Consider the following 15,636-nt stretch of genomic DNA (forward strand, 5'->3'; position numbering starts at 1 on the left):
CTCGACCCCCTCGCACAGAATGCGGGGCAGCCCGAAGGCGGGCCCCGATGACGTCAGGCATCTCTCGTGGCTCTTACGGTACATGGGGATGCCACCGTTCGGCACCTCGGGTTACCGTCAGCCGGCCCTGCGCGTTGCAGTGATCCGGCCGTCACAAAGTGTACCCGGTAAGGAGCGAACCCGGGACCGGCCGTGACAGCGGTCAAACCGGTACGAAGCTTCCCAATCTCCAGCTTAACGCCGCCGCCGCGCGATCCGCGGCCCGGGGGCGGACCCGACGGCCCGCCCCCGGGTGACATTCACCGCAGGTGGATCGTGCGCAGCCGGCCGACCTCGGCCATCCGCCGCTCGGCGAGCCGGTCCGCGGCGACCGCCGGCGGGACGCCCTCGTCGTCGGCCAGTCGGAGGATCTCCCGGGTGGTGTCGTAGATCCGGGTGGCCCGCAGCTTGGCCCGGTCGAAGTTGAAGCCCTCGATCTCGTCGGCGACCTGGATCACGCCGCCGGCGTTCACCACGTAGTCGGGGGCGTAGAGGATGCCGCGGTCGGCGAGGACCTTCTCGATGCCGGGGTGGGCGAGCTGGTTGTTCGCCGCACCGGCGACCACCTTCGCCCGCAGCGCCGGCACGGTGTCGTCGTTCAGGGCGCCGCCCAGCGCGCACGGGGCGTACACGTCGATGTCGGCGGCGACGAGCGCGGCGGCGTCGTCGACCAGCGCGACCTGCGGGTGGGTGGCGCGCACCCACTCCAGCGCCTTCGGGTTGACGTCGGTCGCCACCACCTCGGCGCCGTCGTCCAGCAGGTGCCCGGTGAGGTACTTGCCGACCTTGCCGAGGCCGGCCACGCCGACCCGCTTGCCGGCGAGCGAGGGGGTGCCCCAGACGTGCTCGGCCGCGGCCCGCATGCCCTGGAAGACGCCCCAGGCGGTGAGGATCGAGGAGTCGCCCGCGCCGCCGTGCTCCACGCTGCGGCCGGTGACGTAGCTCGTCTCCCGGGCGATCACGTCCATGTCGGCGACGTAGGTGCCGACGTCGCAGGCGGTGTAGTAGCGCCCGGCCAGCGACTCCACGAAGCGGCCGTAGGCGCGCAGCAGCGCCTCGCTCTTGATCTGCTCCGGGTCACCCCAGATGACCGCCTTGCCGCCGCCGAGGTCCAGCCCGGCCAGGGCGTTCTTGTACGCCATGCCGCGGGAGAGGTCGAGCACGTCCGCGAGGGCGTCGTCCTCGCTCGCGTACGGGTAGAACCGGGTGCCGCCGAGCGCGGGGCCCAGTGCGGTGGAGTAGATCCCGATGATCGCCTTCAGGCCGGACTGCTTGTCCTGGCAGAAGACGACCTGTTCGTGACCGGTCGATCCCGGGTCGTCGGTGCTGGCGAATACGCCCATGGCTGACTCCTGTGACGGTGGGCGCCCTTGTGGGGCGCGGACCCTGGTGGCACGCCGGCGGGATGCTGCCGGTGCTGCTGAGCCTAATATCGGCCGAAGCCGTACCGCCGCCCGCGTCAGGTGTCCCCGCCACGCTGACGGCGTGCGGGTTCCGTCTCGTGGGAGGATCGCGCCGTGCCGTCGCTCTTCGCTTCTTATCTGCGCGTGTACGAGCCGCTGACCGCCTTCGACCGGGACCGCCAGTCGTTCTGGCGCCGGTACGTCAACGAGGGCCGCGCGGTGGCCCCGTTGGAGGGGCCGGTCCGGCAGCGGACGGCGGTGATCGAGGCGCTCGGCGCGGGCTGGACCCGCCTGCCCGACCTGCCGGACGAGGCGTACGTGCTGGAGACCGACGACAGCCTGCTGGTCTGCCCGTGGAACCTGCGGATCCGGGTGGCTGAGGCGGCGCTGAGCGCCCGGGACGGGGTGCCGTCGGTGCTGGCCGACGCGTTCGTCCCGCCGATCCTGGCCGGGCAGGCCAAGGCGGTGGTGGAGGACTGGCGCAGCGGGGCGCGGGTGCTGGAGCACGGGGTGCCCCGGGTGCACGAGCAGATCGCCACCTGGGGGGTGCCGCTGCGCTGGTTCGTGCTCTTCGAGTCGGCGGAGCGCCACCTGGTCACCGACCCCGGTCGCCGGGCGCTGCGCTACCGGACCGAGATCTCCAAGGCCCGCCGCCGGTCGTCCCGGGCGCTGTCGGTGCTGCGCAAGTCGGTCGGCGAGGCGCCGATCACGGAGGCGGTCGAGGAGGCCGCCCGGTGGCTGGAGGAGTTCCACCCGCGGTCGGTGGTGGAGCTGGACTACGGCGGCCTGGTGCAGCTGCTGCCGGACGACACCCTGGCGGCCGACGACTCGACCGAGCTGGTGGCGACCGGCCTGGCCGGGCTCTCCCGGGGCGAGGCGGAGGAGGCCTCGGCGGCGTACGACAAGCTGGTCGCCCGGTGGCGCGCGGTGCAGTTGTTGGAGCGGTGTAACTAACCGCAAATCACCCATGGAGCGCTCCCAATTCGAGAGTGTCTCGTGGTTGACGCATCACGAACCGTGATCATGAGTCCGATTAAGGCACCTTCTGCGGTGTAAAAGTCGTAAAAATCGGGCATGGTTCATCCGTCCGTCTAGGGACCTTCAGCCGTTCGGCCCATGTCGGACATCGGGGACTAGCCGGACCATGGGAGGCGCGTCGGCCGGCGGGACCCCGGCCGATGTCTATACACGTGGAGGAGTGACCCGATGGCATCGCGAACGCACGAACCAGAGCCGCTACTCACGCCGGCCGAGGTGGCGTCGATGTTCCGTGTCGACCCGAAGACGGTGACCCGGTGGGCCAAGGCTGGCAAGCTCAGCGCCATCCGGACCCTGGGCGGCCACCGCCGTTACCGCGAGTCGGAGGTCAGGGCCCTGCTGCAGGGCCAGATCCCGCAGCAGCGTCAGGGGGACTGACAACCCGGACGTTTCATCAGGCGTTCCGATTCAGGGGCGGCCGGACGTACGCGACAGCGACGATCCGCCGCCCCTGAATCGCGTCCGGGGTCACTCGTCCAGGGTGATCCGGAGCCCGACCGAGCCCCGCTCGCCCCGACGCAGCCGGCTGCCGAGCAGGCCGAGCCGGCCGAGCAGCCGGTACTTCCCCTTCACCAGGTCGCGTACCCGGCGGGTGCCGGCGAGGTCGCAGATCGTCGCGTGCCCCGGCACCGCCTCGCCGCGCGGGTTGCCGCGCACGTCGCACGGGGCCACCGTCACCCGGCCGTCGTGCCGGATCCGCTTCACCTTGCCGGAGTCCGACGCCGTCCACACCGCCAGCGCGTCGCCGTCCCGGACCGCCCACACCGGGGTCGACACCGCCCGGCCGTCCTTGCGGAAGGTGGTCAGCAGGACGTACTTCTCCGCCGCGAGGCGGTCCAGGTCGGTCACGTCGCTCAGGATACGGCCGCGACAACCGTTAGCAGCCCGGATAGCGTGAGCGCCGTGACGGGGGAACCGACGATCGGCGACGTGTTCGGCGAGATGATCCGCGACGCGTACGCGGTGGCCACCGGGATCGGACCCCGGCCGCTGGCCGGCGGGCGGCTGCCCCGGCCGGTCATCGAGATCATCGAGCGGGACGACGGACTGGTCAACGGCGCACCCGCCGCCCACTACCTGGACCCGCCGCAGGCGTGGCCGCCGCACGACCACCGGGCGGTGGACCGGGTCCGCGGCCGGACGCTCGACGTCGGCGTCGGTGCCGGCCGGATCGCGCTGCACCTCCAGGAGCGCGGGACGCCGGTCACCGGGCTGGACACCTCGGCGGGGGCGCTGCGGGTGTGTCGGCACCGGGGCGTACGGGACCTGGTGCTCGGCACCGTGGACGAGCACGTCGTCGACGGCCGCCGGTATGACACCTTCCTGCTGCTCGGCAACAACCTCGGCCTGATCGAGGGGCGGGAGCGGGCACCCGGGTTCCTCGCCGCGCTCGCCGCGTTGGCCCGACCGGGCGCGCGGATCATCGCGCACGGCACCGACCCGTACGGCACCAGGGACCCGGTGCACACCGGCTACCACGAGCTCAACCGGCGGCGCGGTCGGCTCGGCGGGCAGCTACGGCTGCGGCTGCGCTACCGGGAGCTCGGCACCGAGTGGTTCGACTATCTGGTGTGCTCGGTCGACGAGCTGGCCGAGCTGATCCACGGTTCGGCGTGGCGACTGGTCGACGTGGACGACGCCGACCGCCCCTACTACCTGGCGACCCTCGAGCTGACCGGGGCGTGACGAGGCCCCCGGGGCGTACCCGGGGGCCGGCGTCGTGGCTCAGACCTGGACGGTCGGGGAGTGCTCCTCCGGCGGGAGGCCGCCGTCGCCGTCGACCACCTCGTCCGGGGTGCCGTCCTCGTCGATGTCGACCATGGTGATGTCCACCTTGCCGTCGCCGTCCGTGTCGAACTGGAACAGGTCAGCCTTGCCGTCGCCGTCGGTGTCCACCACCCACACGTCGGTCTTCCCGTCGTTGTTGGTGTCCGCGCGCAGCAGGTCCACCCGCTCGTCGCCGCGGGTCTCCACCGTCCCGGTGTCCTCGGTGGTGGCGGCGTTCTCCGGTGCCTGGCTCATGTCGGCTGGTCCTTCCCTCGGTTGACGGCCGTCTGTACCCGATCCGGCGCGCCCCCACGCATCCCCGACGAACCGGTGCCGCCTAGGGTCGCACCCAGGAACGAGCGGAGCGAGCGGCCGGGCGTGGCGGACACCCCGCGCGTCGCCGCCCGCAGCGAGGGGACGTCATGAGTGGTCGTTTTGTGGTCGTCGGGGCCGGCACCATGGGGCTCGGGATCGCCTACGTGGCGGCCGGCGCCGGCTACGCCGTCGAGCTGGTCGAGGTGGACCCCGGGCGGGCGGCGGACGCGTCGGTCCGGCTCGCCGCGCTCTGGGAGCGGGCGGTGCAGCGCGGCAAGCTCGGCGCGGAGGAGGCCGCCGGGCACCGGGAGCGGGTGGTCCTGCGCCCGGCGCTGGGCGAGGTGGCGCCCGGGCCCGACGTGATCGTGGAGGCCGTCCCCGAGCGGCTCGACCTGAAGCGGGCGGTGCTCCGCGAGGCCGCCGCGCGGCGCCCCGCCCTGCTGGGCAGCAACACATCCAGCATCCCGATCACCGAGCTGGCCACCGGCCTGGACCGGCCGGAGGCGTTCCTCGGGCTGCACTTCTTCAACCCGGTCTGGGCGATGGCGCTGCTGGAGATCGTGGTCGGCCCGGCCACCGCGCCGGAGACCACCGACGCGGCCGTCGCGCTCGCCGGCCGGCTGGGCAAGGACCCCGTCGTCGTACGCGACATGCCGGGCTTCGCCACCTCGCGGCTCGGGGTCACCCTCGGGCTGGAGGCGATCCGGATGGTCGCCGACGGGGTGGCCAGCCCCGCCGACATCGACAAGGCCATGGTGCTCGGCTACCGGCACCCCGTCGGCCCGCTGGAGCTGACCGACCTGGTCGGGCTGGACGTCCGGCTCGACATCGCCCGCACCCTCCAGGCCGCGTACGGGGACCGGTTCGCGCCGCCGCCGCTGCTCGCGGAGATGGTGGCCGCCGGCAAGCTGGGCAAGAAGTCCGGCCAGGGCTTCTACACCTGGGAAGGCGGCGTGAAGAAGTGACCGGACTGAGGATCGAGGAGCTGCCCGACCGGCTCGTGGTGACCCTGGACCGGCCGGAGAAGCGCAACGCCATCGACGCCGACCTGATCGGCGAGCTGCACGCGGTCTGCGCCGAGCTGGAGGCCCGGCCGCGGCTGCTGCTGCTCACCGGCGGGGCCGACGGCATCTTCGCCGGCGGGGCGGACATCGGCCAGCTCCGCGAGCGGGGCCGCCTCGACGCCCTCGCCGCCATCAACTCGGCCGCCTTCGCCCGGATCCGGGCACTGCCCATGCCGACCGTGGCGGCCGTGGACGGTCCGGCGCTGGGCGGCGGCGCCGAGCTGGCGTACGCCTGCGACCTGCGGGTGTGCACGGCCCGGGCGATCTTCGGGCAGCCCGAGGTGCGGTTGGGCATCCTGGCCGGCGCGGGTGCGACGCACCGGCTGCCGGCGCTGATCGGCGAGGCCCGGGCCAAGGAGCTGCTCTTCACCGGCCGCCGGGTCGACGCCGACGAGGCGCTGCGGATCGGGCTGGTCAACCGGGTGGTGGCCGAGCCCGTCGAGCTGCTGCCCACCGCGCACGGGCTGCTCGACGAGATGGCCAAGGGTTCGGCGCTGGCGCTGCGGCTGACCAAGCTGGCCGTGGACGCCCCGCCCGCCGCCCATCCGCAGCTCGACCTGGTCAGCCAGGCGGTGCTCTTCGAGGACGAGGAGAAGCGCCGGCGGATGACCGAGTTCCTGGAGCGGCGCCGCTCCCGCTGACCCGGACACGACGAAGGCCGCACCGGTTCGCCCGGTGCGGCCTTCGTCGTCGGTCAGTGCCGGATCTGCACCCCGGCGTCGGCCAGCGCGGTCACCACGTGCGCCGACTCGCCGAAGCCGATGATCAGTACGGCGTCCGCCCCGTAGTCCTTGATCTCCTTGGCCCCGGAGCTGAAGTCCACCGGCGGCGGCTTCACGCCAGCCGGCGGCACGTAGGTCAGCAGCTTGACCTTGTCGGCGCCCATGCCGGCCCGCTCCAGCTCCGCCCGCACGTTCTCCTGGAGGCCCTCGCCGTAGGAGTCCTTCCGGGCCACGATGACGATCTTGTGCGGCCCGTCGCGCAGGATCACGTCGGCCAGGGCTCGGCCCTGGAGGCTGTCCGGCGGGGCGGTACGGAAGTACAGACCCTTGTCGGCCACCGTGGTCAGCCCGGCGTCGGTGTTCGACGGGGAGAAGAGCACCCGGCCGGCGGCGACCACGTCCGGCAGGACCGCGCGGGAGATGCCCGAGGCGCCCGCGCCGATGAGGACCGGCACGCCCTCCTGGATGTGCGACGCGACGGTCGCCTTCGCGACCGCGGGGTCGGTGCCATCGTCGCCGTCGATCCAGACCATCGGCTCGCCGAGCACCCCGCCGACCGCGTTGACCTCCTTGACGGCCAGCGCCGCGCCGGCCGCCATCGGCGGGTAGGCCAGTGCCAGGTCACCGGTCTTCGGCAGCAGCCCGCCGAGGACCAGCGGGGAGCCGTCACTCTTGTCCGACGTGCCACCGCGCTGCTTCTTCGCCCGCGGCGGTGCCTTGGTGCTCACCCCCGACTCGTCGCCCGCGCCGACGAACTCGGTCTTGCCGTCGTCGATCTTCTGGTCGTCGAAGTGCAGGGTGGCGTAGCTGGCCGTGGCCGGCTCGCCGGCGTCGGTGAACCCGGCCCGGGTGAGCGACACCCCCCGGTACTCGATGTCCCGCCCCTGCCGGGCCAGCTCCAGGCAGGTCGCCGGGTCCTCGCAACGCTCACCGTTGGTGGTCACTCCGACGATCTGCTTCGCGATCGCGGCCGGATCGGTGCTGCCGGCGAGTTGAGCGGCCAGCGCGCTGATCACCACCGCGTCGTACGTCTCGGCGGAGTAGAGGTAGTCGCTGAGCTTCGGGTCTACGGTGAGTAGCCGTTCCTTGAAGTTCTCGGAGAGCGGGGTCAGTGGGGTGGTCCCCTTCATCCCGTTCACGAGATCGGCGCGGTCCTTCAGCTCCGCCGCGTACGAGTTGAGCATGTTGCCATCGGTGCCGTAGAGGCGCGCCTGGGTGGTGGTGGCGCCGTCTCCGGTCGTGTCGCTGCCGCAGGCGCTGGTGGCGAGCAGTAGCCCCGCACAGGCCGTGATCACGGCCGCGCGCGAACCGCGTGATACGAGCATGGTCGTCCTTCCTCCGCCAACGGTCCGCAGGCACATTAGCGTGCCGGCGCGGACGGCGGGACCGTGGAGGTCGGTGCGGTCGGGAGGCCGACCAATTGCCTTACGGAGCGTGACGGTCGGACCGTGCCCTGGTGACCGCTTGACCGGCCGTCCTACTGTGCCGCACGTGACCGACGAAGCACAGCAGACGCTGGACGACGCGACCGCCGTGCTCCGCTCGGCGCTCGCCGGGGACGGCGACGCGGTGGTGGGCACCTTCGACGCGGTGGTCGACCGGGCCGGACTCGCCGGGGCGTACGGGGTGGCCTGGTGCCTCGCCGGCACCATGGTCGGCGACGTCGCCCCCGCCGGGGCCTGCGCGCTCGACTTCCCCGGCATCGACCAGGCCGACTACGACACCCGCTGGGTGGCCCGCTTCGTCAGCGCGTACGCCAACGACGACGCCGACACCGGCGAGGCGCTCTTCGGCGCGGCGATGGCCGACGGGCTGCTGCCGGACTGCCTGCTCACCCTCGCCGGCTCGACCGTGGCGACGCTGCGCAGCCGGGCCGACTGACCGCGCGGCGCGTCCTACCGCTGTGATACCTCTGGTGCATGTCCGAGGCGATGCTCAGCAAGGTCCGCAAGCTGCTCGCCCAGGCGGAGGACCCGGCCTGCACGCCCGCCGAGTCGGCCGCCTTCACCGCCAAGGCCACCGAGCTGATCGCCCGCTACGGCGTGGATCGGGCGCTGCTCGCCGCCCGCGACCCGACCACCGACCCGGTCGGTGACCGGGTGGTCGACGTGGTCGCCCCGTACGCCCGGGACAAGGCCGGCCTGCTCGCCGCGGTCGCCGACCCGCTGCGCTGCCGCTGCGTACGCCGCCGCCAGGGCGACGGCTTCGCGATGCACCTGTTCGGCTTCGCCAGCGACCTGGAACGGGTCGAGCTGCTCTTCACCTCGCTGCTGGTGCAGGCCGCGCACGGGCTGGCCGGCGCCGTCGCACCGGCCGGTGAACATCCGGCCGCCTTCCGCCGTACCTGGCTGGCCGGCTTCGCCCATGTGGTCGGCGACCGGTTGCGGGCCGCCGAGGCCGGCGCGGTCGCCGGGTCCGGCGCACCCTCCATGGCGCTGGTGCTGGCCGACCGCTCCGACCGGGTGCGGCGCCGGCTCGCCGAGGTCTACCCGCGGCTGCGGACCGCGGCGCCCCGCCGGCTGGCCGGCACCGGCTTCGGCTCCGGGGTCGAGGCGGGCCGGCGGGCCGACCTGGACGGCGCCAGGGTGACCACCGGCCCGGCGTCGGCGCGGGGCATCGGATGGTGACGGAACGGGCCGGGCTGGTGGCCGCCGAGCCGGCGAAGTTCCTCATGCCGGTCGTGGAGGCGTGGCGGATGGTGGTCCCGAAGCGGGTGGCCGCCGCCCCCACCTGGGCTGAGGCCCTCACCGGTCGGATCAGGAGCCGGTGCGGGCCACCGTGGCCAGGTAGCGGCAGAGCAGCTCGTGCCAGCCGGCCGTCAACGCCTTGCGGTAGCCCTCGGCCGCCTCGCCGTGCCGGTCGAAGTGCCGGTGCTCGACCTCCACCCGGGTCAGCCCGTCGCCCTCGGGGACGAAGAGGACCTCGACCTCGCTGGCCCGCGCCGGATCGGGCACCGGCACCCGGTCGGGGCCGAGCTGCCAGGTGAAGACCAGCCGGCGGGGCGGGTCCCAGGTGAGCACCCGGCCCCAGTCGCCCCGGAAGCCGTACGGGCCGATCTCGTAGAGCATGCCGCCGGCGCGTGGCTCGATCCCCAGCTCGGCCAGCGCTTCCGGACCGGACCAGGTGTACTCGCGTACCCACCAGTCGGTCAGCGCCCCGGTGAACACGGCGAACGCCTGCTCCGCGGAGGCTGGGGTGAGAAGGCTGCTGCGTAGCGAGAACCGAGCGACATCCTGACGGACCTCATCCGGATCGGCCATCTCCTGTCCCATAGGCCCGGACCATACCGGCTGATGCCCGGGTGTGCAGCTTCGCGGTGTGCCCGCTTCCGGACAGCGTGAGACCGCTCTCCCGGCCGGCCGTGGCCGGTGGCCCTCCGGACCCTTTCCCCGCGTACGGCCGGGCCTGCGCCGCCACGGGTGGCCGCCCGGAAAGCGGGTAACCGCGGCTGATCCGGCCCGGCGGATCGGGCCAGCTTGGAGCGGAGAGCATGAGCGAGAGCGGAGCGACCGAACGGGAACCGGACCCGACCAGCGACCGGCTGGCTCACCACCAGACCGGCTCGACCGAGCCGGACGTCCTGCTCGATATCCCGAAGGTGTCGGTCGACTCGATCCGGCTGGCGGTCGACGGGCTCGACGCCGACCTGTCGCTGCGCGCCCGGCTGGCCAACCTGCTTCAGATCGATGCCGGGGTCCGGGTGCACCTGGAGGGCGTGGAGCTGGACATCACCGGCGTGCACGCCGAGGCGATGCTCAAGGTGCGGTTGGAGAAGCTGGTGACGATCCTGGACCGGGCGCTCAGCACGATCGACCGCAATCCGCAGGTTCTCGAGGCGCTGGCCCGGACGGTGCAGACCAGCATCGACGACGTCAACCGGTCCGCCCAGCAGCTCGCCGGGGGCACGAGCCCACTGCTCGGCCAGGCGGTGCAGCAGGCCGGCCAGGCCGTGCAGGAGGCGGGTCAGCAGGCTGGTCAGGTGGGGCAGCAGGTCGGCGGGGTCGGCGCGGTGGCGGACCGGTCGCTGCGGGAGCGCGCCGGCGAGCCCACGCCCACTCCACCGTCACCGCCGTCCGGCGCCCGGCCGCCGCAGCCACCGACCGGGCCGCCCGCCGGCGGTCAGGCCGGGCCCTCCGGTGGCGGGCAGGCCGGCCCCTCTGGTGGCGGTGCCGGTGCGGGGCAGCAGCCGTCGGGGGGTCCGACGGCCGGCGGACCGGCCGCGGGTGGGGCGGAGACCGGGGAGCCGTCGGGTGGCGCCGAGGGCGAGGGCCCCGAGGGTGGACGGGCCGGTGCGCGGCCGCCGGGCGGCCCGGGGACGGCCCAGGTGGCCGGCCAGGCCGGCGAGACGCTGCGACAGGCCGGCCGGAGCGTCTGGGAGGCGATCCAGAGCGGCATGGGCCAGCATCGGCAGGAGCGCCCGAAGCGCTGACGACTGCCCGGTGCGCTCCGACCAGGGCGAGCCCCTCACCACGTTGGCCGCAGGTGAGAGGCTTCCGGTATTCGTGAGATCGGCCAGGGTCGCGCCGCGGCCGCCCTGCGAAACGACAGGACTTTGAAGCCCTCGGGACTCCGCCCCGAACCCCCGGCCCTCCTCGGAGATCCGCTCACGCGGCTAGTGTCGTGCGTCAGAAATTCGCCTACAAAAGCGTGCCAGTGATTCGAGGATCTCCTCGGCGGTTTTGGTCCAGGTGAAGGGCCTGGGGTTGGTGTTCCAGTCTGCGATCCAGGTGCGGATGTCGGCTTCCAGGCTGTGAACGCTCTTGTGGGCGCCGCGGCGGATCTTCTGCTCTGTGAGGTAGCCGAACCAGCGTTCGACCTGGTTGATCCAGGAGGAACCGGTCGGTGTGAAGTGCATGTGGAAGCGGGGATGGCGGGCCAGCCACGCCCGCACGGCGGGGGTCTTGTGGGTGCCGTAGTTGTCGCAGACCAGGTGCACGTCCAGATCGGCTGGCACGGCCTTGTCGATCGTGGCCAGGAACTTCTTGAACTCGGTCGCGCGGTGCTGGCGGTGCAGTTCGCCGATGACGGTGCCGTCGGCGATGTTGAACGCGGCGAACAGGCTGGTGATGCCGTTGCGGACGTAGTCGTGGGTGCGCCGTTCGGGCATGCCGGGCATCATCGGCAGCACCGGCTGGGACCGGTCCAGGGCCTGGATCTGCGACTTCTCATCCACGCAGAGCACCACGGCCCGTTCGGGCGGGTTGTGGTAGAGCCCGACCACGTCGACGACCTTCTCGATGAACTGCGGATCCGTGGAGAGCTTGAACGTGTCGGCCAGATGCGGCTTGAGGCCGAAGTCCCGCCAGATCCGCCCGACGGTGGACTTCGACAGTCCGGACCTCTCCGCCATGGAGGTACGCGACCAGTGGGTGGCGTTACGTGGCGTCTGCTCCAAGGTGGCGACGACGACCTCTTCGACCCGGTCCACACCGATGGACGCAGGACGGCCCGGTCGCGGCTCATCGATCACTCCGTCCAGGCGCAGCTTCAAAAATCGCCGACGCCATTTGCCCACCGTGGACAGATGAACGCCCACAGCCGCCGCCACATCAGTGTTCGAGCCGCCATCGGCACAGGACAGAATGATCCGGGAACGCATCGCGAGGACCTGCGCCGTCTTCGCCCGCCGCGACCATCGGGTCAACGTCGCACGTTCTTCATCGGTCAACGTCAGCGGCGGGGTGGGACGCCCAGTCCTCGGCATCCCACCACCATACCCACTTATCAGGCGAATTTCTGGCGCACCGCACTAGTGCGGTGTCCACTAACGTTCACCGGGTTTGCGGTGGGTGTTGTGGATCCTCGCCTTGGGGGCGAGCGACTCCCCACCGGTGGGTGGGGCGGGCCTCCGCGGGCCAACTGATCCTCGCGCCGCCCGGGGTGGGCGGCGGGGGTCACGTCGGGACCGGCCGGCACCGGGCAGGTGCCGGCCGGCTCGACGGTGCGTGACCACCTCCGGCAACACAACAGCTCACCAGCAACCCTTCCCCGTCCGGGCCGGCCACGGCGTACGGGTGGATGATCCCCAGGTCCACCCCGGCCACCCGGGCCGGATCCGGCTCCTCACCCGGTTGGTAGACCGCCACCGGCGATCCAGTTGCCGAGATCGCGGCGACCAGGGCGACGCGGACTTGCCGAACGGCTCCGGAGTGGTCTTGGGGATCTACGGATCAGATGGTCGCCGTACACCCATCCGTACAGCCAAGCCGGCCGACCCAGCCGGTCATAGGCAGACGCAGGACGACTCGGCGAGCAGGTCAACGTCAGCCACCGACGGCCGCCGACAGCAGTCCCGATCTTTGCAAGGCAGGGGTCGGCGACGCTCTCCCGGCCGACCGGCATGACGAGGGGCCGTGCGATCTACGTGCGACAAGGGGCGGCCATCAGCGGGATTCCGGGGTCAACGAGGGTCAGACCGGACGGCCGGGCTTCCGGGGCGCAAAAGCAAAACGCCGACCGGCGTTTCCGCTGGTCGGCGCTGCTGTAGCCCGGCGAAAGGCTATGTGGCCAGGGCGGGTCGAACCGCCGACCTTCCGATTTTCAGATCCACGCGGCAGTGGTCGCGGGCACTCCGGCGATCCGCGGCCGACCGCCAGGTGCAGGGCCACGTGCTCGGCGTCGGCTCCTGTTGCCGTCATGCTGTCGTCATGGGCAGCCCATGTTGCGCCTGTCGCTTGGGGCTTCGCTGCCTTGTCGCTGCCTCGGCTGGCAGCGGCGGCACGACCTCTTCGTCCCGAACGCCGTGACGGTGTGGCAACCGATGTTGTCTGTCGCTGTCGGCTGTGCCGTCGTGCAGGTCGTTTGCGGTCCTATCGCGTCCCTCGCTGCGCCGTACCGACGAGTTTGCTGCCTCTCTGCTGCCTACGGTGCGGCGTCGTGATTTGGGGCCGTCGTCATGATCAGTCCGGTCCGACAGCGGGCCGTGAAGCGCGGTGCACGCTAGCGGGGCGCACGCCGTCGGGTATGAGGGTCAGCGTGTCTGACACCACGCGATGGTGTCAGGCGGTGTCACTCCGCCTTGCCATGACACCATCGGGGGCCTACCATGGTGTCATGGACCTTGACCGGTACGTCTCCGAACTCCAGACGCAGCTGGCTGCGGCGGCCGAGAATCGTGACGCGGACGCCCGGGCCGTCGCCGAGCAGCTCAGTGCCGCCCTCGACGCCGCGGTACGGCTGATGGTGCTGGGGGTCCTGAGCGACGCGGCCAGCGAGATCACCCGTGAGATCGCACCCGGGTCGGTCGATGTCGTGCTGCGGGGGCGTGATCCACACCTGATGGTGACTCGTCCCGAGGCGTCGGAGACGGATGCAACTGGTCCGTCCACACCCGAGGTCGCCGTACCGGCCGAGCCGCTCGACGACACGGTGACCTCTCGGACCACGCTGCGGCTGCCAGACCGGCTCAAGGCCCGGGTCGAGCAGGCCGCGGCCGAGGAGGGGATTTCGGTGAACTCGTGGTTCGTCCGCGCGATCGCCGCCGCCCTGGAACCAAACGTCCGCCGCCCCCCGCGGCGCGAGACCAAGCAGGGAGACAGCTTCACCGGCTGGGCCCGCTAGTCCCTATCCATCCCCCTTCATCGTCCCGTCGCGAGGCGGGACTGATCCGGCACGCCCATGTGGAGGTCAGTCATGCCCAGTTACGACGTTTCCGGTCCGATCGACCTGGACGTCACGGCCGGTGTCGGCTTCGTCGACATCGTCGCTTCGGATCGCACCGATGCCGTCGCCGAGGTCGTGCCGAGCAAACCCGGCCGCAGCGGCGATGAGTCACTCGCCCGCGAGGCCACGGTCTCGTTCGACAGTGGTGTGTTGCGGGTCAAGGTCCCGCGTCGGCTCAACCTGTTCGGCAAGAGCGACTCGGTCGATGTCCGGTGTGAGGTGCCGACCGGGTCGCGGGTCACGATTGAGACCGCCTACGGGTCGGTCCGGGCCCGCGGCGTGCTGGGGGACTGTCGCATCGTCGCGAAGTACGGCGGCGTCACCGCCGACACCGTCGCCAACCTCGTCCTCGAAGCGCCGTACGGCAGCACCGATATCGCCGAGGTGACCGGCCGGCTCGACGTCACCGCCGGCCATGGTGTGGTGCGCATTGCCGAGGTTCACGGCGATGCTCGGCTGCGCGCTTCGCACGGAACCATGGAGCTCGGTACCGCCGCCGGCGACGTGGAAGCCGCCACGTCCGGGGCACTGACCATCGACCGGGCCCTCGGCGACGTGACCGCGCGCAGCGCCCACGGACCCATCCGCATCCGGGAAGTGAGCGGCGGAACGATCCGGCTCGACAACGGCCACGCCGATGTCGACGTCGGTGTCCCGACCGGCATCGCGGCCTGGATCGACGCCGGCTCGGCCCACGGCCGGGTCCGCAACGAACTCACCCCCGACCCGGCCGCCGCCGCCAGCGACCGCGCGGTCGAACTTCACCTGCACGCGAACTACGGCAACGTCATCATCCGCCGCATCACCACCCCCCGAAGGGAAGCATCGAAATGATCCCCAATCAGGTCCAAGGGCCCGCGGTCCAGGTGCAGGGCTTGCAGAAGTCGTACAACAAGCTGCATGTGCTGCGAGGCGTGGACTTCGACGTGGCGCGGGGCAGCATCTTCGCCCTGCTCGGCTCGAACGGGGCGGGGAAGACCACGGTCGTGAAGATCCTGTCCACATTGCTCAAGGCTGACGCGGGCACCGCCAGCGTCCATCGGTTCGACGTCGCCAAGCAACCGGCGAACGTGCGGGAGTCCATCAGCCTCACCGGACAGTTCGCCGCTGTCGACGAAATCCTCACCGGCCGCGAGAACCTCGTGCTGGTCGCCCGGCTACGGCACCTCAAGAACCCGGGCAAGATCGCCGATGACCTGCTCGCGCGTTTCTCGCTGACCGACGCGGCCGCGCGGAAGGTGGCGACCTACTCGGGTGGCATGCGCCGCCGCCTCGACATCGCCATGAGCCTCGTCGGGAATCCGCCGATCATCTTCCTCGACGAACCGACGACCGGGCTCGACCCCCAGGGGCGCATCGAGGTGTGGCAGGCCGTCAAAAAAACTCGCCGGACAGGGTACGACGGTGCTGCTCACGACGCAGTATCTGGACGAAGCCGAACAACTCGCCGACCGGATCGCGATCCTCCACCAGGGTCGGATCATCGTGAACGGCACCCTCACCGAACTCAAGCAGCTGCTCCCACCCGCCAAGGTCGAATACGTCGAGAAGCAGCCCACCCTCGAGGACGTCTTCCTCGCCATCGTCGGCGACCGCAACGCCGGCACGGACAAGTAAGGAACCACG

Annotated in this window: 16 protein-coding genes and 1 pseudogene; 11 read left to right on the plus strand and 6 right to left on the minus strand. The window is 71.7% G+C overall.

What is annotated here, in order from left to right; all coding sequences use genetic code 11:
* Positions 1–299: 299 nt before the first annotated feature.
* Positions 300–1,382: a Glu/Leu/Phe/Val family dehydrogenase gene (locus EV384_RS05010; RefSeq protein WP_130330568.1), complete on the minus strand. Its 1,083-nt coding sequence runs from the start codon at positions 1,380–1,382 to the stop codon at positions 300–302.
* A gap of 174 nt (positions 1,383–1,556) precedes the next feature.
* Between EV384_RS05010 and EV384_RS05015 the strand changes: the two genes are divergently transcribed.
* Both EV384_RS05015 and EV384_RS05020 read left to right on the plus strand, forming a co-directional pair.
* The gene (locus tag EV384_RS05015; RefSeq protein WP_130330570.1) at positions 1,557–2,396 is read left to right on the plus strand and encodes a DUF8083 family protein; all 840 of its coding nucleotides are present in this window, start codon (positions 1,557–1,559) and stop codon (positions 2,394–2,396) included.
* 252 nt (positions 2,397–2,648) lie between these two features.
* Positions 2,649–2,858, plus strand: coding sequence for a BldC family transcriptional regulator (locus EV384_RS05020; protein WP_007073996.1), 210 nt, complete (start codon positions 2,649–2,651; stop codon positions 2,856–2,858).
* Between the two features lie 90 nt (positions 2,859–2,948).
* Here the strand turns inward: EV384_RS05020 and EV384_RS05025 are convergent, their stop codons facing one another.
* A complete protein-coding gene (locus EV384_RS05025) occupies positions 2,949–3,329 on the minus strand; it encodes a PPOX class F420-dependent oxidoreductase (RefSeq protein WP_130330572.1) in 381 nt (126 codons plus the stop codon).
* 54 nt (positions 3,330–3,383) lie between these two features.
* Here EV384_RS05025 and EV384_RS05030 point away from each other — a divergent pair, with 54 nt between their 5' ends.
* Entirely contained in the window at positions 3,384–4,166 is a 783-nt protein-coding gene (locus EV384_RS05030) for a class I SAM-dependent methyltransferase (RefSeq protein WP_130330574.1), read from the plus strand.
* Between the two features lie 39 nt (positions 4,167–4,205).
* Here the strand turns inward: EV384_RS05030 and EV384_RS05035 are convergent, their stop codons facing one another.
* Entirely contained in the window at positions 4,206–4,502 is a 297-nt protein-coding gene (locus EV384_RS05035) for a hypothetical protein (RefSeq protein WP_130330576.1), read from the minus strand.
* Between the two features lie 167 nt (positions 4,503–4,669).
* On the opposite strand from EV384_RS05035, the gene EV384_RS05040 reads away from it, so the two are divergent.
* Both EV384_RS05040 and EV384_RS05045 read left to right on the plus strand, forming a co-directional pair.
* Positions 4,670–5,527, plus strand: coding sequence for a 3-hydroxyacyl-CoA dehydrogenase family protein (locus tag EV384_RS05040; RefSeq protein WP_130330578.1), 858 nt, complete (start codon positions 4,670–4,672; stop codon positions 5,525–5,527).
* Positions 5,524–6,267, plus strand: a complete 744-nt coding sequence (locus EV384_RS05045) for an enoyl-CoA hydratase/isomerase family protein (RefSeq protein WP_130330580.1) — start codon at positions 5,524–5,526, stop codon at positions 6,265–6,267. Before EV384_RS05040 ends, EV384_RS05045 begins: the two co-directional genes overlap by 4 nt.
* 53 nt (positions 6,268–6,320) lie before the next feature.
* On the opposite strand, the gene EV384_RS05050 is transcribed toward EV384_RS05045, so the two are convergent.
* Positions 6,321–7,673: an ABC transporter substrate-binding protein gene (locus tag EV384_RS05050; protein WP_130330582.1), complete on the minus strand. Its 1,353-nt coding sequence runs from the start codon at positions 7,671–7,673 to the stop codon at positions 6,321–6,323.
* A gap of 166 nt (positions 7,674–7,839) precedes the next feature.
* Between EV384_RS05050 and EV384_RS05055 the strand changes: the two genes are divergently transcribed.
* Positions 7,840–8,229: a hypothetical protein gene (locus tag EV384_RS05055; protein WP_130330584.1), complete on the plus strand. Its 390-nt coding sequence runs from the start codon at positions 7,840–7,842 to the stop codon at positions 8,227–8,229.
* Between the two features lie 38 nt (positions 8,230–8,267).
* Entirely contained in the window at positions 8,268–8,975 is a 708-nt protein-coding gene (locus EV384_RS05060) for a DUF2786 domain-containing protein (protein ID WP_130330586.1), read from the plus strand.
* Positions 8,976–9,104: 129 nt separating this feature from the next.
* Here EV384_RS05060 and EV384_RS05065 read toward each other — a convergent pair whose 3' ends face one another.
* On the minus strand, positions 9,105–9,620 hold the full coding sequence (locus EV384_RS05065; protein ID WP_130330589.1) for an SRPBCC family protein: 516 nt from the start codon (positions 9,618–9,620) through the stop codon (positions 9,105–9,107).
* 218 nt (positions 9,621–9,838) lie between these two features.
* Between EV384_RS05065 and EV384_RS05070 the strand changes: the two genes are divergently transcribed.
* A complete protein-coding gene (locus EV384_RS05070; RefSeq protein WP_130330591.1) occupies positions 9,839–10,777 on the plus strand; it encodes a hypothetical protein in 939 nt (312 codons plus the stop codon).
* Between the two features lie 183 nt (positions 10,778–10,960).
* On the opposite strand, the gene EV384_RS05075 is transcribed toward EV384_RS05070, so the two are convergent.
* On the minus strand, positions 10,961–12,052 hold the full coding sequence (locus tag EV384_RS05075; protein WP_130330592.1) for an IS630 family transposase: 1,092 nt from the start codon (positions 12,050–12,052) through the stop codon (positions 10,961–10,963).
* Between the two features lie 1,349 nt (positions 12,053–13,401).
* On the opposite strand from EV384_RS05075, the gene EV384_RS05080 reads away from it, so the two are divergent.
* From EV384_RS05080 to EV384_RS05090, 3 genes and pseudogenes are all read left to right on the plus strand, one after another.
* The gene (locus tag EV384_RS05080; RefSeq protein ID WP_130330593.1) at positions 13,402–13,908 is read left to right on the plus strand and encodes a toxin-antitoxin system HicB family antitoxin; all 507 of its coding nucleotides are present in this window, start codon (positions 13,402–13,404) and stop codon (positions 13,906–13,908) included.
* Between the two features lie 72 nt (positions 13,909–13,980).
* The gene (locus EV384_RS05085) at positions 13,981–14,844 is read left to right on the plus strand and encodes a DUF4097 family beta strand repeat-containing protein (protein WP_130330594.1); all 864 of its coding nucleotides are present in this window, start codon (positions 13,981–13,983) and stop codon (positions 14,842–14,844) included.
* Positions 14,841–15,627: pseudogene (locus EV384_RS05090) on the plus strand (ABC transporter ATP-binding protein). Before EV384_RS05085 ends, EV384_RS05090 begins: the two are co-directional and overlap by 4 nt.
* Positions 15,628–15,636: the final 9 nt, after the last annotated feature.

Source organism: Micromonospora kangleipakensis (genome assembly GCF_004217615.1).
Taxonomy (GTDB): domain Bacteria; phylum Actinomycetota; class Actinomycetes; order Mycobacteriales; family Micromonosporaceae; genus Micromonospora; species Micromonospora kangleipakensis.